Raw genomic sequence first — 22,007 nt, 5'->3', positions numbered from 1 at the left:
CGTTTTGATGGGCTTTGGTTGTATGACAGCAAGCGAAAATGCCCGTAGCTTCCAGTCTAACCAACCCGGCCTGCGAACCGGGGCACGGCTCCCCGGGGTGACGGCTAGATGACATCCCGCCCCGTACCCGTGGGCCGGCGCCGCTCCTACACTGGCAGGGTGAACCTGCGCCAGCTACTGAACATCATCAACCTGACCACACCGGCCGGGCTGCTCCTCGCCCGTGCGGGCCACTGTGCGGTGAAACCCGGGCCGGACGGATTGCTGCTGGCCGGCGGCTGGACCTGGCCGCTTCCAAAGGCTGCCGCCTTCACGGTTGGCAATGTGATCCTATACCGCCCTCGCGCGGCCCGGCTCCTTTCGCCCGGCCCGGACGGTCCTGCTCCCCTGCTGCGGCATGAGGCACGGCATGCCAGCCAATATGCGGGCCTCGGGCTGGCGTTCCTGCCCCTGTACTTTGCCGCCGCAGGCCTGTCCGTGCTGCGGACCGGGGATCCTGCGTCGGGCAACGTCTTCGAGCGGCTCGCCGGTCTGGCAGACGGCGGTTACCGCTAACCACCTTCTCGCTGTTTAGAACATGTGTTCTAATGGTGGTCATGAGATGGGAAGCGCAGGAACCCAAGGCGGCGGGCTCGCAGGACGCCCTGCTGGCCCTGCAGGGCGTGGTCCGCAGCGTAAAGACCCCGGAATTTGCCGGCATCACTTTCCATGAGGTGATTTCCAAATCCGCCCTCAATAAAGTCGGCAAAACTTCAGGCATGCCCTTTGGGTGGACCATCAATCCCTACCGGGGCTGCAGCCACGCCTGCGTCTACTGCTTTGCGCGGAAGACACACACCTACCTTGATTTGGACAGCGGTTTGGATTTCGACAGCCAGCTCGTTGTCAAGACCAATATTGCCGAGGTCCTGCGCCGGGAACTGGCACGTCCGTCCTGGCAGCACGAGCACGTGGCCATGGGGACCAACACCGATCCCTATCAGCGGGCCGAGGGCCGGTATCGGCTGATGCCGGACATTATCAAGGCGCTGGCGGCCTCCGGCACACCGTTTTCCATCCTGACCAAGGGCACCCTGCTGGCCAGGGACATTCCCCTGCTGAAAAGTGCCGGACAGGACACCGAGATTGGCATGGGCATTTCCCTAGCCCTGCTGGATCCGGAGTTGGCGCACCGTGTGGAGCCGGGCACTCCTGCACCCAAAGCACGCCTGGAACTGATCAGCAGGCTCCGCGAGGCAGGGCTTCCCTGTTCCGTCATGGCCATGCCCATCCTGCCCTGGCTGACCGACGGGGATGAGTCCCTTGACGCCCTCTTTGGTGCATTGGCCGCTGCCGGAGCCACCGGAGTTACTGCTGGAGCGCTGCATCTTCGGCCCGGAGCCCGGGAGTGGTTTCTCGCGTTCATTGCCCGTGACTACCCGCATTTGTCCGGCAAGTACGCCCGGCTTTACGGAGGCGGAACCTATGCCTCCAAGGAATACCGGCAATGGCTCGCCGGACGGGTGCAGTTCTTCAAGAAGAAGCATGGCTTCACCTCGCGGGCCCAGTTTCTGCCGTCCCGGAGCAACGCGGGTGCCCACCCGGAGAAGCCAACCCGCATCATGGGAACGTCCCCGGCCGCTGACGGCCTGGCGCATGCGGGCACGGCTGCCCAAACGCTGTTCTGAGTCTGCCGCTGTTTCTGGGTCTGCTGCTGTTTCTGGGCTGCTGCGCGGTTCTTACCTGTTGCCTTACGGTCGGAGGGCAGTGTCCAGCATGGCTTCGACAATCGGAAGGTCAGCGGGGATCCAGGAAAGAGACTTCAATTCCCGGGGATCAAGGGCCACCCACCGCAGCTCATCGTGATCCTCGAGCGGGGCCGGAATTCCCTCGGTGACCTCGGCAAGCCACACCCGCATGGCAGCCTTCGCGTTCAGCGGCCACCCCTGGATGCCCGGTCCCGGCACCTCGGCGCCGAGCCGAACCCGGACACCGAGCTCTTCATGCAGTTCCCGGTGCAGCCCTTCCTCGCAGGTCTCCCCGGGTTCCACCTTGCCGCCGGGGAATTCCCACATGCCCGCGTACTGTTCGGGTGCGGTGCGCCGGGCGGCCAGCAGTTTCGTGGGGGCAGCCAAGCTGTCCACGAGCGCGGCACCAACAACTTGCTTCAATTCGGAAATAGACACGGAAAGAGTCTACGGGCCGCCCTGGACTAAGCTTGTCCTGACAGCGCTGTTGCGGTGAACCGCCCAGCTCCCGGAGATCATCAACCCGGGGCCCTGCGCGTCCTTCCCTGCATTCTTTGTTTCGGTCCACGCACCCGGGCGCCGTCCATCCGCTCAACCGCATCCTTTCCGAAAGAGTTCCATGTCTCTAGCACCCGCGCTCAATGCCAAGCGGGCTTCCCTTGCCATCTTCGCCCTCGCGGTTGGCGGTTTTGCCATCGGCACCACCGAGTTCGCGATCATGGGCCTGCTGCAGGAAATGGTCACCGATCTGGGCATTTCCGTGCCTGCCGGCGGCCACGTCATTTCTGCTTACGCCCTGGGCGTGGTGGTCGGGGCCCCCGTCCTCGCAGCACTGGGCGCACGCATGCCCCGTAAAAAGCTGGCCGTGGGGCTGATGATGCTCTTTGCCGTCGGAAACCTGTCCTCGTTTTTTGCTCCCGACTACCAGTGGCTCCTGGTCACCCGCTTTGTTTCCGGGCTTCCGCACGGAGCCTTCTTTGGCGTCGCCGCCGTCATCGCCGCCTCACTGGTCGCTCCCACGCGCCGCGCACGGGCCATCTCCATGGTGATGCTCGGCCTGAGCATTGCCAACGTCGTCGGCGTTCCCTTCGCCACCTGGCTGGGACAGCAGGCCGGATGGCGCTGGATGTTCGTCCTCGTGGGATTGATCGGACTGCTCACAGTCATCCTGATGGTGCGCTTCGTACCGCACCAGGCGACCCTTCCCGGCGCCAGTATCCGCCGCGAACTGGGAGCCCTGCGGCGGGTACAGGTGTGGCTGGCCCTGTTGGTGGGCACGGTGGGCTTCGGCGGGTTCTTCGCCGTGTATGCGTATATTTCCCCGACCATGACCCATGTCGCCGGCTTCAGTACCGACCTCCTGCCCCTGATCGTTGGACTCTACGGTCTCGGCAACGTGGTGGGGAACATCGCCGGCGGACGCCTGGCGGACCGCAGCGTCATGCGGAGCATCTACGGGATCCTGGCCGGCACGGTCGTGATTCTGGCCTCGTATGCCTGGCTGGTCCAGTACAAGGCCGGAGCCCTGGCGCTGGTGTTCCTGGTGGGAGCCATCGGTTCCATGCTGGTTCCGCCGCTGCAGACGCGCCTGCTGGATGTGTCCCCCGACGCGCAGTCCCTGGCGTCATCCCTGACCCACTCCGCATTGAACATGGCCAACGCCCTCGGCGCGCTGCTGGGCGGATTGGTCATTGCCTGGGGCTGGGGCTACCGCTCCCCCGCCGTCGTCGGTGCCGTCCTGGCCCTGATGGGACTGGGCATCGCCCTGATCAGCGGCCGGCTGGACCGGAAGGATCCCCGGCAGCCTGCTGTGGCTGAGGCTGCACGTACACATCCGGTTCCAGGTAAATCACCCGCGCAATAGGAACTGCCTCCCGGATCCGACTTTCGGCTCCGTTAATGGCTTCGGCGATGTGCTCACCCGTTTCACACCTGTCCACGGAAATTTTCGCGGCTACCAGCAGTTCCTCGGGGCCCAGGTGCAGGGTCTTGAGGTGAATGATCCGGGTTCCGTCCGCGGTGATGGCCTCTTCGATGCGGCGAACGTCGCTTGCGGTGGCCGATTCACCCAGCAGCAGTGATTTGGTTTCCACTGCCAGCACTGCCGCGATGGCCACGAGCAAAAGTCCGATCATGGCTGTTCCGGCGGCATCCCAGACACCGTTTCCTGTGACGAGGGTCAGGCTCACGCCGAACAGTGCAAAGAGCAGTCCCAGCAGTGCACCGAAGTCCTCGAGCAGCACCACGGGAAGTTCCGGAGCCTTTGCGGTGCGGACAAAGTCGATCCAGGACTTCTTGCCGCGTGTCCGGTTGGATTCGCGCATGGCTGTCCGGAAGGAGAAACCCTCGGCCAGGATCGCACCCACCAAAACCGCCAGCGGCACCCACCACCACTGTCCCTCGATCGGATGCGGGTCCTGCCACTTGGAGTACGCCTCATATAGGGCAAACAGGCCACCCACACTGAACAGGACTATGGAGACGATGAATGCGTAGATGTACCGCTCGCGGCCGTAGCCGAAAGGATGTTCCGGGCTGGCCTGACGGGCGGCACGCTTGCCGCCCACCAGAAGGAGAACCTGGTTGCCGGAATCCGCCACCGAGTGAATTGCTTCGGCGAGCATCGACGAGGAGCGCGTCAGGGCGAACGCAAGGAACTTCAGGAACGCAATGACGAGGTTGGCAGACAGCGCCGCAACCACCGCCTTATTACCGCCGCTGGCAGACATGATGGAAACCCGCTTCGCAAGTATGGTCTCCCCGCTCTCCGGGGATTTGTCCTGCGGTTACTTTAGCGGTTAGGAAGGGTACTTATCAGTTGCGGACGGCCGCAGCGGGGCTCGAGTCACGCAATGGATTCAGGCAGTGGTTCAGCGGTTTTGCGCACGCGCCGAAGCGTACAGGCAAACGGTGGCCGCGGTTCCCACGTTCAGGCTTTCGGCCCGCCCGTAGACAGGAACGGCCACGCGGTAATCGGCGTCGGCAAGCTGGCCCTCGGACAGCCCCTGGGCCTCATTGCCAAACAGCCAGGCCGTGGAGTTTTCCAGGCGGGGCTGAGCCGGGCCCGCAGAAGCCGCGGAAGCGCCGTCGTCGGCCCCGGCCTGCTGGGGAGCCAGACGGCGGAGGGCGCTTTCGTCCTGCAGCCGGTCAAGGTCCACGCTGCCGTAGCCATCCGCTGCCAAAACGGTCAGGCCGTGGGCGCGGAAGGCTGACATGAGGAAATCGAATTCCACGCCGGTAACCACCGGCAGGTGAAACAGGGAGCCGGCAGTGGAGCGCACGGCTTTGGGGTTGTGGATATCCACGCTTGAGGCCGTCAGCACCACGGCGTCGGCACCGGCGGAATCAGCGGCGCGAAGGATTGTTCCGGCGTTTCCGGGGTCTCGGACTTCACACAAAACAGCAATCAGCCGGGCTCCGGAAGCCAGTACTTCATCCAGGTCGTAGTCCTGGATGCGGCACACGGCCACGATGCCCTGCGGGGAGATGGTGGTGGCCATCGCGCCGATGACTTCATCCGTGGCCAGGCGCAGCGACACGTCACCGGCCAGATCCGCCAGTTCGGGCAGCCGGTCAAGGCACGTTTGGGTGGCGAAGACTTCTAGCACGACGCCGGCGCCGCCGCTTTGGACGTCGTCCCGGTGGGACAGCAGCGCCTCGCGGACGGCCTGCGGTCCTTCGGCGACAAAGCGGCCGGTCTTTAAACGCGCTGGGCGCCCGGCCAGCTTCGCAACATCCCTGACCCGATCTGCTCGGGGGTTGGACATTAACGGAGCCGGCGGGCGCCCATCGATACTCATGATCGGCTAATAACCGATTTCTAGCCCTGGAACTTCTGGCGGGATTCTCCGCCAGCAGGCTCCAGGCCGGCAGCCTTAGCTGCTTCCACGGAGTTGAACCAGTACTCAGCAACGGTCTGCTCGTACCAGGTGGAACCCGGAACGTGGTACTTGCCGGAGCCCAGGTTGCCCTTGATGACAAAGCCCTCGGGAGCGTCGCCCTCGGAAGCCTTGAAGCCACCCTGAGCGTCGGCAACAGCAGCGGCCGGCTTGGCAGCCTTGGCCGGAGCGGCCTTGGCGGCGGGAGCCGGAGCAGCGGCAACGGCCGGAGCCGAGGTGTCGGACGGCAGAGCGTTCTTGGCGATCTGGACCAGCGTGGCGAACGCGGCGGCGTCGTTGACGGCCAGTTCGGCCAGCATGCGGCGGTCAACCTGGATCTCAGCGGCCTTCAGGCCCTGGATCAGACGGTTGTAGGTCAGGCCGTTGGCGCGGGATGCAGCATTGATGCGCTGGATCCACAGGCGGCGGAAGTCACCCTTGCGCTTGCGGCGGTCGCCGTAGCTGTACACAAACGAGTGCAGCAGCTGCTCTTTGGCCTTGCGGACCAGGCGTGAACGCTGTCCGCGGTAACCCTTGGCGCGCTCGAGAATAACCCGGCGCTTCTTGTGGGCGTTTACCGCCCGCTTCACACGTGCCACGTGCGTACTCCTTCAGATAAATCTTCCGTGCACCGCGAGGTGCTCTTGCCTGGTACTCAGGCCCGGAAAAGCTTGGTGTGGTGACGGCGGCCCGGACGGGCCGCCTGTCGAGGGGGAAAGACTAGATGCCCAGCATCTTCTTGATGACCTTGGCATCTGCCGGGGCAACAAGCTTGTCACTGGCGAGGCGGCGCGTCAGCGTGGACGGCTTGTGCTCGAGGTAGTGGCGGCGGTTGGCCTGCTGGCGCTTGAGCTTGCCGGTTCCGGTCAGCTTGAAGCGCTTCTTGGCGCCACTGTGGGTCTTCATCTTCGGCATGACTACCGATCTCCTTTAGGTTTCCGCGGGCCTGGACCCGCGGGGCTTTGGGCACCTTTACAGATGCCAGGGGTTGTTACTGGACGCCGGGACGTCCTGCAGGAAAAGCTGAGACTTACTCGGCAGTTCCGGGCTTGTTCTGGCTTGCTGCACCCCGTGAAGGAGCAGCCTTGCCAGCAGGTTTGGGCGCAGCAGCCGGCTTGGGCCGGGCAGCGGGCTTCGGTGCAGGCTTCATTGCCGTGGGCTTGGGCACTGCGGCCGGCTTCGGGGCGGCTGCAGGCTTAGCTTCAGCGGGTGCAGCCGGAGCTGCCGGCGTTTCAGCGGCCGGCTGCGGAGCCGGAGCCTTGGCAGCCTGAGCTGCGCGGCGTGCGTCGGATGCGGCCTTCTCGGCTGCTGCCTGTGCCCGCTTCTCGGCCATTTCCTTGTCAGCATTTTCCTTCTCTGCGCGCGCCTTATCGGCCTCCGCAGCGGAGGAACCCAGCCGCAGGCCGTCCGGCAGAAGATCTGCCAGACTCTGCGTCAGGGGCGCCTTGTTCTCGGCGGAAGTATCCACCCGAGCAGGAGCCTCGCCGTTCTTGGCGGCCTCGTTGGCTGCCTTGGCGTCAGCGCGCTGCGTTGCACGGCGTGCTTCGGCCTTGGCCTCGGCCTTGTTCTTCAGCGGGCCGATAACCATGACCATATTGCGGCCGTCGATGCGCGGAGTGGACTCAACCACACCCACCTCGGCGACGTCGGCTGCGAACTTGTTCAGCAGCTTCATGCCCATTTCCGGACGCTGCTGTTCGCGGCCGCGGAACTGGATCATGGCCTTGACCTTGTCACCTGCTGCAAGGAAGCGCATGGCATGCCCGCGCTTGGTTTCGTAGTCGTGGGTGTCAATCTTCAGACGGAACCGGATTTCCTTCAGGACGGTGTTCGTCTGGTTCTTGCGTGCCTCACGGGCCTTGACGGCGGCTTCGTACTTGTACTTGCCGAAGTCCATTAGTTTGCACACCGGAGGCTTAGCCTGCGGTGCCACCTCAACAAGATCCAGGTCGGATTCGGCAGCGAGACGCAGGGCGTCTTCGATACGGACAACCCCAACTTGCTCTCCAGCCGGTCCTACCAGCCGCACCTCAGGGACGCGGATTCGATCATTGATTCTTGGCTCGCTAATGTTGCAGCTCCTGTTTTATTCAAAACGGCTACCGCCTGCAACTGAAGAAGGCCCCCAATTGCACGCGCAATCGGAGGCCTCGAGGGGTCGGCGGGTGCCGCATCAGCAGCAACCTCCCGGGTTGGTTGGCCAGGCAATGCCTGGCACCCACCGGGGGCCGACCATACCCGGCAACTCTGCTTCTGCACAGGCGCCCTAGGGCACGTGGACTGAAGATCAGGCTGACGCGGGTGGGAGGAGTCTCCGCTTGCATACTGGCTGATGTGAAACTCTCAACATCCGCCCGGTGAAGGGCGGTGCCTGCAAAAGGCGCTGAAAGTAACGACAACCAGTCGGTCTGTGACAAGCTTACCAGTATGAGTACCCCACAGAGCAACCCGGCGGGCGAGCACACCCGCCATTCTTTCCCCGGAACCACGGAAGAGGTGCACGCCCCGTCCGCTGAAGAGCAGGAAGTGGCGGCCCAGATGCGCGATATCGCCGAGGTTCCCGCTATTGAAGTTATCACCACCGCTGCCGTTCACCTGATGAGCGCTGCGGCCGTCAAGTGCGGTTTGGCCGACGGCGAGGACGCCGAGGAGCTGAAGGACCTGGATGAGGCCCGCAAGCTGATTACGGCTCTGGCCGGTTTCGTGACTGCGGCCGCACCTGAGATTGGCAGCCAGCATGCCGGACCGTTGCGTGACGGACTGCGTTCGCTCCAGCTGGCTTTCCGCGAGGCCTCCGAAATTCAGGACGCTCCGGGCAAGGGCCCGGGCGAGAAGTTCACCGGTCCCGTCAACTAGTTCCTCCGTTTTCCCCTGAGCCCGGTGGGCCCGCCGTTTCCGGCAGGCCCGCCGGGCTTTTCTGTGCCCGTGCCGGTTGAGTAACCTGAACGGGACGTTCATTGGGACGCATAACGGGAGGCGGTGACGCGCAATGGCCGGCGGCGGTGCGGCAGGTTACCGGAAGCGATTGGAACAGGCGGCACGGCTCAAAGCCGCCGGAACAGCCGAAGCAGCCGGATACAAGCTGCCCGAGGGCCTGGGCGCCTCGGAATCCGGGGAAGCACTCGAGAAACGCCGGAAGTTCAGTGAGGCACAGAAGGCGGATTACCTCATCAGGGACGCCATGGGACGCGGCGAGTTCGACAATCTGCAGTACGCCGGCAAGCCGATTCCCGGCCTTGATGATCCCGACCCGGATTGGTGGATCAAGCGGCTGATCAAACGCGAGAATATCAGCGGACTGGGGCCGCCGGCTCTGCTGCTGCGCGTGGAGGACGAGAAATTCGAGGAGCGGCTGGATGAGCTGCCGTCCGAACGCCAGGTGCGCGACGCCGTAGAGGACTTCAACGTCCGCGTCATCGAGGCACGCCGCCAGTTGCAGGGCGGGCCTCCCGTCATCACCAAGCTCCGGAACGTTGACGAAGAGATGCTCGGCTGGCGGGCACGGCGCGGACTGCGGGCAGGCTCGGCCGAGGAGAGCCCCGTAGCCCGATTTGTAGAACCCGGCGGAAGCGGAGTCGCGGGCAAGGCGCAGCAGCCCGGCTTCCGCGGCTGGGTGCACCGTATGGGTGGACGGTTGCGCGGCCGGTTGCGCGGCCCGCAGGGCAATGCCTGACCTCTGAACGCACCGAAAGGGCGCCGCTGGATTCGCTCAAGCCGGCAGTGGACACGCTAGGGAAATGTCCGCTCCGTCCGCCGGCCGACGCGGCAGGATGTACCTCATGCAATTTATCCATGACATCGGCGGCGGCTTTTCCCTAGGACTGCGCACCCTGGACACGGCCGAGGAGATGCATCAGCTGACGCTTCGAAACCTGGACCGGCTCCAGCCCTGGGAACCCTGGGCTCATGAGGAACAGACCCTGTCAGGGTCGGTGGATTTCACCCGCGCACAGCTTGCGGACTTCGTTGCCGGAACCGTACTTCCCGCCGTAATTATTTGTGGGGACTCGCTGATCGGCGCCGCGTCCGTGCGGCTCAACTCCTACCTGAAAACCGCGGAGCTGGGCTATTGGATCCACGCGGACCATGAAGGCAGGGGCGCCGTGACCCGTTCCTGCCGGGCACTGCTGGAGCACGCCCGGAAAGCCGGCATGCTCCGGGTGGAAATCCGAACGGTTGCCGACAACCAGCGGAGTACGGCAGTGGCCAAGCGGCTGGGCTTCGCCCTGGACGGTGTCCTGCGCGCCGCACTGCCGGTGGGGAATCGGCGCATGGACGTGGCTGTCTATTCGCGTCTGAACACCGGCGGTTAACTGCACCCGCCCGAAAGTTTGATGACCCGCCGGGTACTGGGGATTTGCTTCCGAGGCTGCCGTGCAGCTCCCCCGAAGGTCACACCGCTGAGAGCCGCTCGCCGCGCCGGCTGAACTTTCGTACGGTCAGGGTGACCAGCACCAGCAGCGACGCAGAGACCCCGGCGAAGGCAAAGCCTGCCCACGGACCCACAATGTCAATGGCCGCGCCGGCCAGCGGGGCGCCGAGAGCCGTGCCGGACGTCAGCGCGGATCCATACCAGCCCATGGCTTCACCCCGGCGCTCTTCAGAAACCAGATCGGCCACACGTTCGGACGCGGAGGACAGCACCGGAGCGCAGAGCAGCCCGGCCGGAATGGACAGCAGCGCCAAACTGATCGTGTCCGTGGCCAGGGCCATGGGAAGAGTCAGAACGGCCATCGCCAGCAGGAGCAGCATCGGCGAGATCCGCCGGCGCATTCCCCCGTAGATCAGCCCGCCCACCACGGATGCGGCGCACCAGGCGGCAAAGACGATTCCCACTTCCTGCGGGTTGCCGGAGGATTCCACCAGGGCCACGATGCCGACGTCGGAGCTGGACAGCAGCAGTCCCGCGCCCACCGCCACGGCAAAAACCACGGCCACGCTGAGCGTGAACCAGGAGAAACCCGAGCGCAGCCGCGCCCGCCGGCTCAGCACCGCCAGCGGCTGAAGCTCCGAAGAGGCCTCTGCCAGGTGCGCGGGAGCGGCAGCCACGACGGCAGCGTTGGCGGCTTCCCGCTCCTGGACCTCGGTGGCGGCCTTCTGCGGATTCTCGGACCGGGTGGGCGGGTTGAACCAGATCAGGAGCAGGCCGGCGAGCGACGTCGAAATTCCCACCAGGGTCAGTCCCACCACGGAGGAGAGCGAGGTGGCCAGGATGGCGCCCAGTGCCGGTCCGCCCATGAAGACAAGCTCGGTGGCGATGGAGTCCAGGGCAAAGGCCGTTCGGCGCTGCTCTCCCGTTGCCATCACGCCCAGGGACTGCCGCACCACGCTGAAGACCGGAAGCGTGAAGACGCCGCCGATCAGTGCCAGCACCAGCAGCCACTCATAGCTGGCGTGCGGAGCGATGGACCAGATGACCGCCTCGGAAATGACGGAGGGAATCAGGGCCCGGCGCAGGCCCACATTGTCCACCCGGCGGCCGCGCCACGGGGCGCCGAAGGCGATGCCCACCGTGACCACGGCAGCTACGGCGCCGGCCTTGGCATATCCCATGTCCATGGTCATGACCACGTGCAGGGTCAGCAGCACTCCGGCCGCCGAGTGCGGGAACCGGGCAATCATTCCAACCAGCAGCAGCCGGCGGATCGGGGCGACACGGAGCAGCTCCCCGTAGGAGGCAAAATTCACAGCACTTCTCTTCCGGCGGTCCCCCGCCCAACGGGTCAGCGCGTGATCTTGAGTTCCAGGGAATCCACGCGCTCAACAAACAAAGGATCGGCAGCGAGCCGTTGCTGCAGCAATCCGGCGATGCCCTGCACCGCCTGCGCATCCAGTCCCGGTGCCAGGTGAAGAACCATTCTAAGCTCAGGACCGGCACCGCCTCCGGCGATGACCGTTCCGCGCGCCGACCGGGTCGCCGTTGCCGGGGCCTGGACAAGCTCAACTCCGGTAACGGACGGTTCGACGTCGACCGCAGCAGACACGGCCCGGGCGACTTCCTGGTCCGCGTAGGACGGAGTCCAGTCCCGCTGCCGGGCCAGGGCCCACATGGCCGGGCGGCGCACCACGAAGGTAATGTCCGCGCCGGGGTCCACCACCAGCAGCTGCGCCTCCTCCGATACGGCTGAGAGCGCCGCACGGGCGGCATACACAGCAACAGGACGGGCCTTCGGATGCCAGTTCTGCAGCGCGGGAACGGACGTGAACACCGGCAGGGCCTTGCGTCCGTCCGGCGCCGTCAGCGTGACCAAAGCCATGTCTGCTTCCTTGTCCGCAACCAGGCCGTGATCGGATTCCGCTTCCTCGGCCAGGCTGGCGACAATGGGGACAAACACCCGGGCGGTGGCCAGCGTGGCCACCACCTGTGCTTCGGTGCCGCTGCCGTCCTCCAGCGCAGCCAGCGCTGCGAGGTAGCCGGCATCGGCGCTGCCGTCGTCGGCGTCGAAATTATGGAGCGGGTTGCCGTCGCCGGAGAGGTCCCGGCCGGCCCAGGACTGCCCGGCGGAATCGGCCGGACCGCCTGCCCCGGCGAGGGCGGCGGCAATGTGGCCGGGAAGGGCGCGCTCAGCCATGGGTCCTAGCGCTCCGGATGGCCGGCGATGTCGAAGGCCTGCGGCAGGGTGAAGGCGCCTGCATAGAGGGCCTTGCCCACAATCGTGCCTTCCAGGCCCAGGGGAACAAGTTCGCGCAGAGCGGCCAGGTCATCCAGGGACGAGATGCCACCTGAGGCGACCACGGGGCGGTCGGTGCGCTGCAGCACCTCGCGCAGGAGTTCAAGGTTCGGTCCGCGCAGGGTTCCGTCCTTGGTGACGTCGGTGACTACGTAGCGCGGGCAGCCGGCGTCTTCCAGACGGGCCAGGACCTCCCACAGGTCGCCGCCTTCCTTGGTCCAGCCGCGGGCTGCCAGGGTGGTGCCGCGGACATCGAGGCCGACGGCGATGGCCTCGCCGTAGCGGGCAATGGCACTGGCGGTCCACTCCGGGTTTTCCAGTGCGGCGGTGCCCAGATTGACGCGGCTGGCGCCCAGTTCCAGGGCCATGTCCAGGGACGCGTCGTCGCGGATGCCGCCGGACAGCTCCACCTTGATGTCCAGCTGGTCAACAACGCGTTTGAGCAGGGGCAGGTTGGAGCCGCGGCCGAAGGCTGCGTCGAGGTCCACCAAATGAACCCAGGCGGCGCCGTCGTTCTGCCAGGCCATGGCCGCATCGAGCGGATCACCGTAGCTGGTTTCGCTGCCGGCTTCACCCTGAACCAGGCGGACGGCCTGGCCGTCAGCTACGTCAACGGCGGGCAGAAGTTCAAGGACGGGTGTTTCAACAAGTGACATGTTTTGCTTTCCGTGGGAATTCCGGCAGCGGCGATTGGTCAGACGCTGCTGTCGATCAGGAGGTAGGCGCCGAGCAGGGACATTCCCGCAAGGACCCAGAAACTAATGGTGATGATTTTGGACATGCCCTGGCGGCGGAAGGAAATGGCGCCGCCGATCAGAATTCCGGCAAGGCCCATCAGGATGACGCTCCACATAGCCCTAACCCAGCGTCTTCAGCCAGTTTTCCAGCAGCGCCGCACCGGCGTCACCGGACTTTTCCGGATGGAACTGTGTTGCGGTCAGCGGACCGTTCTCCACAGCGGCAATGAAGCGGCTGCCGTGCTCGGACCAGGTGACCTGGGGTGCGCGCATGGCGGGCTGGGTCACGTCGAAGTCCCACTTCTGCACGCCGTAGCTGTGCACAAAGTAGAAACGCTCATCCTCGATGCCGGCGAAAAGCTCGGAACCAGCCGGCGGCTCCACGGTGTTCCACCCCATGTGCGGCACCACTTCGGCGTCCAGGCGTTCCACGACTCCGGGCCACTCCCCCATTCCGGGAGTCCGCACGCCGTGCTCCACGCCCTCGTCGAAGAGGACCTGAAGGCCTACGCAGATGCCCATCACGGGACGTCCGCCGGCAATGCGGCGACCAATCAGGCGCAGCGCGTCAACCTCTTTCAGGCCCTGCATCACCGCGGCAAAGGCGCCGACGCCGGGCACCAGCAGCCCGTCGGCGTTCAGGACGTCGGCGGATTTGGAGCTCAGGGTGACATTGGCTCCCACATGTTCCAGGGCGCGGACAGCTGACCGGATGTTTCCGGAGCCATAGTCCAGGACTGTGACATTGCGGCTCACAGGGCACCCTTGGTGGAGGGGATGCCCTCGACGCGGGGATCCGATTCCACGGCAGCACGCAGCGCCCGGGCGAAGGCCTTGAACTGGGCCTCCACGATGTGGTGGGGGTCGCGTCCTCCGAGGACGGTCATGTGCAGGCAGATCTGGGCGTGCAGGGTGATCGCTTCAAAGACATGGCGGGTAAGCGAGCCGGTGAAGTGCCCGCCGATCAGGTGGTATTCCTGTCCTGCCGGCTCCCCCGTGTGCACGAGATAGGGCCGACCGGAGATGTCCACCACTGCATTGGCCAGTGCCTCATCCAGTGGAACCGTTGCTTCGCCGAAGCGCCGGATCCCAGCCTTGTTGCCCAGCGCCGTCTTCAGCGCCTCGCCGATGCTGATGGCGATGTCCTCGACGGTGTGGTGGACATCAATGTGAGTGTCCCCGGTCGCCTGGACCGTGAGATCCATCAGGGAATGCTTGGCCAGGGCTGTCAGCATGTGGTCATAGAACGGCACGGACGTGCTGATGTTGGACTGGCCGGTTCCATCCAGGTCCAGCTCCACTACCACTGACGATTCACTGGTAACCCGTTCGAGGCGGGCTGTGCGGCCGGTGGTGGTTTCCACGGTCATGGTTTTCCTTTGAAAGAAGATGGTCTCTGCTAACAGTTTAGTGTCTGCCGGCCGGTGCTGTTCCGGCCGCGGCAGCGCGGGCGCCCGGCCCAGTTACCGGATGCCGGCGGCCAGCAGTTCGCGGAGGCGGGCGAGGAAGGCGCTGGTCTCCGGTTCCGTGCCGGCGGTGACACGCAGATGGCCGGGGATCCCGACGTCGCGCACCAGGACGCCTGCCTCCAGCAGGCCTTCCCAGACGGCCCGGGGATCCTCCATTCCGCCGAAAAAGACGAAGTTCGCGTCTGAGGGGGCGGGCTTCAGACCCAGATCCTGCAGCTCGGAGACAATGCGGTCGCGCTGAACCTTGATGTCCTCAACGTTGGCCAGCAAAGCATCTGCGTGTTCCAGCGCAGCGTTGGCGGTGGCCTGCGTGATGGCGGACAGGTGGTACGGCAGCCGCACCAGGCGGAGGGCATCGGTAACCTCGGGGGCGGCTGCCATGTAGCCGATCCGGGCTCCGGCGAGCGCAAAGGCTTTGCTCATGGTGCGTGAGACGATCAGGCGCTCGCGTCCCGGCAGCAGTTCCAGGGCGCTCGGAGTGCCGGCATGGAAGAACTCGCCGTAGGCCTCATCCACGATCACGATGGCCTCTGACGCGGCCCCCGCCTCGTAGACGGCCTCCACAACATCCAGTGAAAGTGCTGTGCCGGTGGGGTTGTTCGGAGTGCAAAGGAAGACGATGTTCGGCGCCTCGGCGCGAACCTGTTCTGCAGCTGACTCAGCCGTAAGCCCGAAGTCGTCGCTTCGGTGTCCCGTGACGTAGCGGGTGCCGGTGCCGCTGGCGAGCAGCGGATACATGGAATAAGTGGGAGGGAAACTCATGGCCGTCCGTCCGGGACCGCCGAACGCCTGGAGAATCTGCTGCAGGACCTCGTTCGAGCCGTTCCCGGCCCAGATATTTTCGGAGGTCAGTCCGTGGCCGAGGTAAGCGGCAAGCCGGTCCCGCAGTTCCGTGAATTCCCGGTCCGGGTAGCGGTTCAGTCCGGCCACGGCCCGCTCCACAGAGATCGCAATCGCCTCCCGCACGGATTTCGGCAGGCCATGCGTATTCTCGTTGACATTCAGCAGGATGGGCACATCCAACTGGGGTGCGCCATAGGGCGTCAGTCCGCGGAGGTCATCGCGCAGAGGAAGTCGGTTGAGTCTCGCCAGCTGTTCAGTCACCTGTACAGCTTAAGACTCGAAGGCGGAGCGGGAAGAATCTGCGGGCTGCACGCCCTGCCTTGTTACGTCCCGCGTTGTTGAGCACTGACTTGTTTGGCTCTGGGTGTTTCGTCCTGAGGTGTTGCGGCTCAGCGTTGTTGCCGGCTCAGCGTTCAACGGGGATGTAAAGCTGAGCACCAACGATGAGGCGGGATTCAGTCAGGTTGTTGAGTTCCATGATGTCTTCCATGACATCCCGCGGGTCACGCTCAGGAGCGAACTCCTGCGCCAGGCCCCACAGGGACTCACCCGCAGCCACACTGACCTGGACGGTTCTTGTCACGTCCGGCCCCCCGCTGGAGGCCATGGCGGGAGCAGTGAAGAAACCCAGCACAATGAGCGCAGCCGCTGCGGCGAGCATCAGCGGGAGGCCGATGAAAACCAGACGGCCCCTGCGAGTCAGGTGCAGCGAGTTCGCCTTGACCGGCAGGGAAGGATTTGAAGGCCGGGAATCGAGGTGCTGTGAGGGAGATGTGTTTGACGCAGCTGTTTTTGACGCAGCTGTATGGATTGAAGCAGCTGTATGACTCGAATCAGCTGTTCGAGCTGTCGGGACTGTTTGGGTTGTCATTGCAACGCCTTTCCGGTTCGATGGCTGCAGGAAATACCCGAAGCCATATTCGAACGATTGGAAGCTGATCGACTTACCCGAACCTCCGCTGAGGGCGGCTGTCGAAAGTATGTTCGATTTCTGCTGAGTTATTTCTAGCACTTATCTACTAATAAAGTCGAGACTCGCTCGAACAAATGTTTGAAAACACCGCACTGCTCGCTTAACGTTGAGGACAAGAGGGAACCTTCAACGGGTTCTGCGGATCGACTCGAAGCCCAGGCGTCGGAGCGGTTCCTCAGGATCACTGAATCAGCTGCCTCTGACATAACCGCCGGAACGGCTTGCACGGCCAATACGTCCCGGCTTGTACCGATTAGACATTTACCGACCAGCCCCGGCATTGCCGGGACCAGCTGACCCGAAGGGAACCCGACGTGGCCCGCAGGACTGCTTCCGAAGACAGCACCAACAAACCAGCTGCCACAGGCACCCGTGCGCGCGCCAAAGGGCTCACCCCCAGGCAGAAGACCGTCCTGGAGATGATTCAGCGGTCCGTGAGCACCAACGGCTATCCGCCCACCATGCGCGAAATCGGCGACACGGTTGGCCTGGCCAGCCTGTCCAGCGTGACCCACCAGCTCATGCAGCTGGAGAAGCTCGGCTACATCCGCCGTGATCCGAAGCGCCCCCGCGCCATGGAAATCCTCATTCCCCTGATGCTCCGTGACGGGTCCTCCGGTACGGCAGCCGAAGAGGGGCCGGGACGCCCCGGCTCCGGCACGGACAACAGCCCTTCAGCCGGCGCTGCGGGGCGCACCGGAGACCAGCATGAAGAGGGCGCAGGCTCAACCCCGGCGCTGGCCTCGGTAACCGAGCTTGCCACCTCCGTTGATACCGCCATGGTGCCGCTGGTCGGCCGCATCGCCGCCGGCGGACCCATCCTTGCGGAGCAGGTGGTGGAGGACATCATGCCGCTGCCCCGTCAGCTGGTGGGACACGGTGACCTTTTCATGCTGAAGGTTTCGGGAGACTCCATGGTTGATGCCGCCATCTGCGACGGTGACTGGGTGGTTGTGCGCCGCCAGCCGACAGCTGAGAACGGTGACATTGTGGCTGCCCTCCTCGACGATGAAGCCACGGTCAAGACCTTCCGGCAGCGCAACGGCCACACCTGGCTGCTGCCGCAGAACACGCGGTACGAGCCCATTGTGGGCGATCACGCCGTCATCATGGGCAAAGTTGTCTCGGTGATGCGCGCTCTTTAGCCGATGTCCCGGCGGGATCCCTGCAGCGGAAAGCACGCAAATGGCGGCCGGAAATATTCCGGCCGCCATTTGCATGTCCATGTCTTTGCTGCCCGGCCTCACTGGGCCGCAGAGTGCCGCGGTTGCCCCCGCAGCCCGCCTATCCCGCCGACAGCTCCTCGGCTGCCGACTGCTCTGCGAGCCGGCCCAAAACGGAGAGCACCACGGAGCGGTCCGTGGTGGACCAGAACGGCGGCAGCGCTGCGCGCAGGAAGCCCCCATACCGGGCCGTGGCCAGCCGGGAGTCCAGGACAGCCACCACACCGCGGTCCCCCGCCGCACGAATCAGGCGCCCGGCGCCCTGTGCCAGACGCACGGCGGCATGGGTCGCCGCCACGGACATGAACCCGTTGCCTCCGGCCTTGGCCACTGCTCGGGTGCGGGCGGTCATCAGCGGGTCATCGGGACGGGGAAACGGGATGCGGTCGATGAGGACAAGCCGGCACGCGGCTCCGGGAACGTCCACGCCCTGCCATAGCGACATGGTGCCGAAGAGGCAGGTGTCCGGCTCTTCAGAGAACTGCTTGACCAGTGAAGACATGGAAGATTCCCCCTGGCACAGGATGGGGAAATCCACCCGGGTGCGCATGGCATCGGCGGCATCTTCGGCCGCTCGCCGGGAGGAGAATAAGCCCAGCGCGCCGCCGTTGGAGGCCTTAAGCAGCGCTTCGATTTCATTCAGCTGAGCCTCGGAGGTACCCCGCTCCGGCTTGGGCAGGTCCTTGGCCACATACAGAATCCCCTGGCGCGGGTAATCGAAGGGACTGCCGACGTCGGTTCCGGTCCAGGACGGTGCACCCGGACCCAACAGGCCCAGGGCACCGGCCACCGGCCCGAACTCGGAGCCGATCGCCAGGGTTGCCGAGGTCAGGACAACGGTGTGCCCGTCAAACAATCCTTCACGCAGCCGTCCCGCTACTGACAGCGGAGCAACGTTCAGGGTGGCGGGGGCGGTCTCGTCGGGCGGTGAAAAACCTCCCGACGGGGAGAAGGAACTGGGCCGGGACGCCCAAATCACCTCGCCGGCCGCCGGTGCCGAGATCAGCCGCTCGCAGACAGTCAGCACGGCCATAAGCCGTGAACGGGCCGTCTGCCGGCCGCCGTCTGCGGTTTCCCCGGGCTCGGGCTTGGAATCAGAGAGCGCCACTCGGCAGGCCTCGCGAACGCGCCCCACGGCCTGTTCCTGCTCTTCGTTCAGCCCGCTGGCCAGCAGGCCGGAGGGAACACCCTCCATGGACTGCTCAAAGGCACGTGCCGCCTGCGCCAGCTCCTCCACGCTGGCAGAGGTGTGTTTGCGCGCTGCGGTAACAGCGGCAGTAATCACCGTGCCGGAGAGCTGGCCGGTGACAGCACCGGTGACGCGGTCCTGCAGTTCGTGCGCCTCGTCAATGACCACCACGTCATAGTCCGGCAGCACGGCCAGGCCTTCGAAGGCAGCAATCGCCAGCATCGCATGGTTGGTGATCACGACGTCGGCCACGGCGGCCTGTGCACGGGCACGCTCGCTGAAGCACTCAGCGGCGACCGGACACTTCTGTGCTCCCAGGCACTCCATGGAAGTCACCGATACCTGCCGCCAGGCCCGGTCACTCACACCCGGGACCAGATCATCCCGGTCGCCGGTGTCCGTTTCCTCCGCCCATTCACGCAGCCGCACCACTTCCCGGCCCATGGCCGAGGTGGGAGCCGGTGAAGGGTGGGCGACGCCATGGTCATCTCCCAGCGTGAACAGGGCACCGGCGGGATCTTCCTCTTCAGGAAATCCCCCGCCGGTCTTGTGCAGGCAGACATAATTGCTGCGGCCCTTGAGCAGTGCCACGTCCACTTCGCGGGGGAGCTGCGGCTGAAGGGTCTTGAGCAGCCGAGGCAGGTCCCGGCCCACAATCTGGGACTGCAGGGCCAGCGTTGCAGTGGACACCAGCGTCGGCTTGGTGCTCTCCAGCGAGTGATGGATCAGCGGCACCAGATAGGCCAGCGATTTGCCGGTTCCGGTGCCCGCCTGAACCAGCAGGTGCTTTCCTTCGTCTATGGCCTGCGTGACCTGTCGGGCCATTTCATGCTGGCCCGGGCGGTTTTGTCCGCCCATGCCGGCAACGGCGGTGTCCAGAAGTTCCAGGACTTCGCCGGTGGTGTCTTTACTCATGGGTGACGAACGGCTCCAGTTCAGCAGCAAGGCCTTCGCGGACCATGACATGCAGCCGGGTTCCGGTTTCGGAGTGGTCCACGGACAGGATTTCAGTGTCCGGGCTGTGCAGCCGGGAGACCACGTCTCCGCGGTCGTAGGGAACCATCAGCGTCAGGTCCACCGCGGGGCGGGGAATCCCTTCGGAGATCGCCTGCAGCAGCTCGTCGATGCCTTCACCGGTACGGGCGGAGACCACCACGTGGCGGCGTTCCTTCTGCCGGAGGCGTTCCAGGACAAACGGATCGGCGGCATCGGCCTTGTTCAGGACGATGATTTCCGGAATCTTGCGGGCATCAACATCCGTCAGCACAGTGCGGACGGCGGCAATCTGGCCCTCCGGGTCAGGATGGGAGGCATCCACGACGTGCAGGATCAGGTCAGCGTCCGCCACTTCCTCCAGCGTGGAGCGGAAGGCTTCCACCAGCTGGGTCGGCAGCGACCTGACAAATCCGACGGTGTCCGCCAGGGTGTAGCCGATCCCGTCTTCGGTCTGGGCCTTGCGGATGGTGGGGTCCAGGGTGGCGAACAGGGCGTTCTCGACGAGGACACCGGCATCCGTCAGCCGGTTCAGGAGCGACGACTTGCCCGCGTTGGTGTACCCGGCGATAGCCACCGAAGGAACCTGGTTGCGCTGGCGGTTGGCCCGCTTGGTTTCGCGTGCAGGTTTCATGCCCGCGATTTCGCGCCGCAGTTTCGCCATCCGGGTACGGATCTTCCGCCGGTCCAGCTCAATCTTGGTTTCACCGGGACCACGTGAACCCATGCCGGCGCTTGCGCTGCCCACCTGGCCGCCGGCCTGCCGGGACATGGATTCGCCCCAGCCGCGCAGTCGCGGCAGCAGGTACTCGAGCTGGGCCAGTTCCACCTGGGCCTTGCCCTCGCGGGACTTGGCATGCTGGGCGAAGATGTCCAGGATGAGGGCCGTCCGGTCGATGACCTTGACCTTGACGATGTCTTCCAGTCCGCGGCGCTGGGACGGGGCCAGTTCGCTGTCCACGATGACCGTGTCAGCGCCGGTGGCGGCCACGATGTCCTTGAGTTCCTGGGCCTTGCCGGATCCCAAGAAGGTGCCCGGATCGGGCTTCAGGCGGCGCTGGATGACGCCGTCGAGCACCTCGGAGCCTGCCGTTTCGGCGAGGGCTGCCAGTTCCTGCAGGGAATTCTCGGCGTCGGCCGCCGTTCCTTCGCTCCACAGTCCGGCCAGTACCACCCGCTCCAGGCGAAGCTGGCGGTACTCGACTTCGGTTACGTCTTCGAGTTCGGTGGACAGGCCGGCCACGCGCCGCAGTGCGTGCCGCTCGCGAAGGTCTTCCTGGTCGCCGTCGTGCACTGAATGCCCGGCGTCCTCGGAAGAGAGAGCCTGGGCTCTGCCGCGCGGGACGTCCCGGGCGGGAGCTTTGGCCTCCGCAGCGCTTTCCTTGGCGAGGATCCTGTCAATGACCCCCTGGATGTCTTCGGGGCTCAGCTCCGGTGTGGGCTGAGCGGAACCGGACGTGCCAGGACGGGAATTGTTGATCGTCATATTCTCCTTATAAGCCGTGTTCTCCATGGTAAGTCAGGGCACGGACATTTGGGGGCGCGATTTGCCCGCCGCTGAATCCGGTTTCCGCTGCCTGCCGCAGACCCACTAATCTGGTTTGTTATGGGTTCAGACCATTACTTCAGTTCACAGCCGTCCGGGCCCGAGGTCCGCCGGCCGCTCCATGTCACGCTCGATGGCCGGGAGCGTACCCTCGTTACCTCCGGCGGCATCTTCAGCCCCGACGGCATCGACAAAGGCACTGTGATTCTGCTGGACGAAGTTCCGTCCCCCTCCCCGGAGGGGAATTTGCTGGACATTGGCTGCGGCTGGGGGCCGGTGGCGCTGACCATGGCCCTGAAATCCCCGGCAGCCCGCGTGTACGCCGTGGATGTGAACGAGCGGTGCCTGGCCCTGACCCGTGACAATGCCGCCGCACTGGGCCTGGACAATGTCACTGCCAGCCGGCCCGAGGACGTCGATCCGCAGCTGCGGTTCGACACCATCTGGTCCAATCCGCCCATCCGCATCGGCAAGGACGAGTTGCATGCGCTCCTGCTTCTGTGGCTGCCGCGGCTGGCGCCGGAAGGAACCGCGTGGCTGGTGGTGCAGAAAAACCTGGGAGCGGATTCACTGCAGAAATGGATGACCGAGCAGCTGGGGTCCGGATACTCGGTGTCCCGGCACAGCACCGCCAAATCCTTCCGGATCCTCAAAATTACCCGCAGTCCCGAAGACAGCTGACTGCTCAGCGGCGGGCCGCACTAACACCGGTTTTGAATTCCATGACAGCTTCAACCGCCCGTCGCAGGGGTTTATTC

The 22,007-nt window shown here is 65.0% G+C and carries 24 protein-coding genes; 8 read left to right on the top strand and 16 right to left on the bottom strand.

Annotation, left to right across the window (positions count from 1 at the left end):
- Positions 1-108: 108 nt before the first annotated feature.
- Both CXR00_RS15635 and CXR00_RS15630 read left to right on the top strand, forming a co-directional pair.
- Complete coding sequence (locus tag CXR00_RS15635; RefSeq protein ID WP_104055432.1) at positions 109-555, top strand: hypothetical protein; 447 nt, start codon at positions 109-111, stop codon at positions 553-555.
- 41 nt (positions 556-596) lie between these two features.
- Positions 597-1,667: an Rv2578c family radical SAM protein gene (locus tag CXR00_RS15630; protein WP_104055601.1), complete on the top strand. Its 1,071-nt coding sequence runs from the start codon at positions 597-599 to the stop codon at positions 1,665-1,667.
- Between the two features lie 63 nt (positions 1,668-1,730).
- On the opposite strand, the gene CXR00_RS15625 is transcribed toward CXR00_RS15630, so the two are convergent.
- Positions 1,731-2,159 (bottom strand): (deoxy)nucleoside triphosphate pyrophosphohydrolase, encoded by a 429-nt coding sequence (locus tag CXR00_RS15625; RefSeq protein WP_104055598.1) that lies wholly within the window; start codon positions 2,157-2,159, stop codon positions 1,731-1,733.
- A gap of 187 nt (positions 2,160-2,346) precedes the next feature.
- On the opposite strand from CXR00_RS15625, the gene CXR00_RS15620 reads away from it, so the two are divergent.
- Entirely contained in the window at positions 2,347-3,591 is a 1,245-nt protein-coding gene (locus tag CXR00_RS15620; protein WP_104055431.1) for an MFS transporter, read from the top strand.
- On the opposite strand, the gene CXR00_RS15615 is transcribed toward CXR00_RS15620, so the two are convergent.
- From CXR00_RS15615 to infC, 5 genes are all read right to left on the bottom strand, one after another.
- Positions 3,497-4,456: a cation diffusion facilitator family transporter gene (locus tag CXR00_RS15615; RefSeq protein ID WP_104055430.1), complete on the bottom strand. Its 960-nt coding sequence runs from the start codon at positions 4,454-4,456 to the stop codon at positions 3,497-3,499. The genes CXR00_RS15620 and CXR00_RS15615 overlap by 95 nt on opposite strands.
- 141 nt (positions 4,457-4,597) lie before the next feature.
- Positions 4,598-5,494: an RNA methyltransferase gene (locus CXR00_RS15610; protein ID WP_258060528.1), complete on the bottom strand. Its 897-nt coding sequence runs from the start codon at positions 5,492-5,494 to the stop codon at positions 4,598-4,600.
- A gap of 53 nt (positions 5,495-5,547) precedes the next feature.
- Positions 5,548-6,204 carry a 50S ribosomal protein L20 gene (gene rplT / locus CXR00_RS15605; RefSeq protein ID WP_104055428.1) on the bottom strand — a complete coding sequence of 219 codons (657 nt, stop codon included), beginning with the start codon at positions 6,202-6,204 and terminating at the stop codon, positions 5,548-5,550.
- A 121-nt stretch (positions 6,205-6,325) separates the two neighbouring features.
- Entirely contained in the window at positions 6,326-6,520 is a 195-nt protein-coding gene (rpmI, locus tag CXR00_RS15600; protein WP_104055427.1) for a 50S ribosomal protein L35, read from the bottom strand.
- A 115-nt stretch (positions 6,521-6,635) separates the two neighbouring features.
- The gene (gene infC / locus CXR00_RS15595; protein ID WP_258060546.1) at positions 6,636-7,661 is read right to left on the bottom strand and encodes a translation initiation factor IF-3; all 1,026 of its coding nucleotides are present in this window, start codon (positions 7,659-7,661) and stop codon (positions 6,636-6,638) included.
- Positions 7,662-8,032: 371 nt separating this feature from the next.
- Between infC and CXR00_RS15590 the strand changes: the two genes are divergently transcribed.
- From CXR00_RS15590 to CXR00_RS15580, 3 genes are all read left to right on the top strand, one after another.
- The gene (locus CXR00_RS15590; protein WP_104055425.1) at positions 8,033-8,461 is read left to right on the top strand and encodes a DUF1844 domain-containing protein; all 429 of its coding nucleotides are present in this window, start codon (positions 8,033-8,035) and stop codon (positions 8,459-8,461) included.
- 133 nt (positions 8,462-8,594) lie between these two features.
- Positions 8,595-9,278, top strand: a complete 684-nt coding sequence (locus tag CXR00_RS15585) for a DUF1992 domain-containing protein (protein ID WP_104055424.1) — start codon at positions 8,595-8,597, stop codon at positions 9,276-9,278.
- A 106-nt stretch (positions 9,279-9,384) separates the two neighbouring features.
- A complete protein-coding gene (locus CXR00_RS15580; protein WP_181032585.1) occupies positions 9,385-9,918 on the top strand; it encodes a GNAT family N-acetyltransferase in 534 nt (177 codons plus the stop codon).
- Positions 9,919-9,997: 79 nt separating this feature from the next.
- Here the strand turns inward: CXR00_RS15580 and CXR00_RS15575 are convergent, their stop codons facing one another.
- From CXR00_RS15575 to CXR00_RS15545, 8 genes are all read right to left on the bottom strand, one after another.
- Positions 9,998-11,293 carry an MFS transporter gene (locus tag CXR00_RS15575; protein WP_104055422.1) on the bottom strand — a complete coding sequence of 432 codons (1,296 nt, stop codon included), beginning with the start codon at positions 11,291-11,293 and terminating at the stop codon, positions 9,998-10,000.
- A 35-nt stretch (positions 11,294-11,328) separates the two neighbouring features.
- On the bottom strand, positions 11,329-12,177 hold the full coding sequence (locus CXR00_RS15570) for an SseB family protein (RefSeq protein ID WP_104055421.1): 849 nt from the start codon (positions 12,175-12,177) through the stop codon (positions 11,329-11,331).
- 5 nt (positions 12,178-12,182) lie between these two features.
- The gene (gene priA / locus CXR00_RS15565) at positions 12,183-12,932 is read right to left on the bottom strand and encodes a bifunctional 1-(5-phosphoribosyl)-5-((5-phosphoribosylamino)methylideneamino)imidazole-4-carboxamide isomerase/phosphoribosylanthranilate isomerase PriA (protein ID WP_104055420.1); all 750 of its coding nucleotides are present in this window, start codon (positions 12,930-12,932) and stop codon (positions 12,183-12,185) included.
- A gap of 38 nt (positions 12,933-12,970) precedes the next feature.
- Positions 12,971-13,129, bottom strand: coding sequence for a hypothetical protein (locus tag CXR00_RS18345; protein ID WP_181032386.1), 159 nt, complete (start codon positions 13,127-13,129; stop codon positions 12,971-12,973).
- A gap of 4 nt (positions 13,130-13,133) precedes the next feature.
- Positions 13,134-13,769 (bottom strand): imidazole glycerol phosphate synthase subunit HisH, encoded by a 636-nt coding sequence (gene hisH / locus CXR00_RS15560; RefSeq protein WP_104055419.1) that lies wholly within the window; start codon positions 13,767-13,769, stop codon positions 13,134-13,136.
- Complete coding sequence (hisB, locus tag CXR00_RS15555; protein ID WP_104055418.1) at positions 13,766-14,383, bottom strand: imidazoleglycerol-phosphate dehydratase HisB; 618 nt, start codon at positions 14,381-14,383, stop codon at positions 13,766-13,768. The genes hisH and hisB overlap by 4 nt, the downstream gene beginning before the upstream one ends.
- 93 nt (positions 14,384-14,476) lie before the next feature.
- Entirely contained in the window at positions 14,477-15,586 is a 1,110-nt protein-coding gene (locus CXR00_RS15550) for a histidinol-phosphate transaminase (protein WP_104055417.1), read from the bottom strand.
- 145 nt (positions 15,587-15,731) lie between these two features.
- The gene (locus CXR00_RS15545; RefSeq protein WP_104055416.1) at positions 15,732-16,196 is read right to left on the bottom strand and encodes a LysM peptidoglycan-binding domain-containing protein; all 465 of its coding nucleotides are present in this window, start codon (positions 16,194-16,196) and stop codon (positions 15,732-15,734) included.
- 416 nt (positions 16,197-16,612) lie between these two features.
- Here CXR00_RS15545 and lexA point away from each other — a divergent pair, with 416 nt between their 5' ends.
- Entirely contained in the window at positions 16,613-17,443 is an 831-nt protein-coding gene (gene lexA, locus CXR00_RS15540) for a transcriptional repressor LexA (protein WP_258060526.1), read from the top strand.
- Positions 17,444-17,582: 139 nt separating this feature from the next.
- Here lexA and CXR00_RS15535 read toward each other — a convergent pair whose 3' ends face one another.
- Together CXR00_RS15535 and hflX are read right to left on the bottom strand one after the other, a co-directional pair.
- The gene (locus tag CXR00_RS15535; protein ID WP_104055414.1) at positions 17,583-19,625 is read right to left on the bottom strand and encodes an ATP-dependent DNA helicase; all 2,043 of its coding nucleotides are present in this window, start codon (positions 19,623-19,625) and stop codon (positions 17,583-17,585) included.
- Complete coding sequence (hflX, locus tag CXR00_RS15530) at positions 19,618-21,189, bottom strand: GTPase HflX (protein ID WP_104055413.1); 1,572 nt, start codon at positions 21,187-21,189, stop codon at positions 19,618-19,620. Before hflX ends, CXR00_RS15535 begins: the two co-directional genes overlap by 8 nt.
- A 120-nt stretch (positions 21,190-21,309) precedes the next feature.
- Between hflX and CXR00_RS15525 the strand changes: the two genes are divergently transcribed.
- A complete protein-coding gene (locus CXR00_RS15525) occupies positions 21,310-21,930 on the top strand; it encodes a class I SAM-dependent methyltransferase (protein ID WP_104055412.1) in 621 nt (206 codons plus the stop codon).
- Positions 21,931-22,007 lie beyond the last annotated feature (77 nt).

The organism is Arthrobacter sp. 9E16 (genome assembly GCF_002929435.1).
GTDB lineage: Bacteria > Actinomycetota > Actinomycetes > Actinomycetales > Micrococcaceae > Arthrobacter_B > Arthrobacter_B sunyaminii.
The sequence above is the reverse complement of the archived record's forward strand: the minus strand, read 5'-3'. Positions and strand labels throughout refer to the sequence as shown.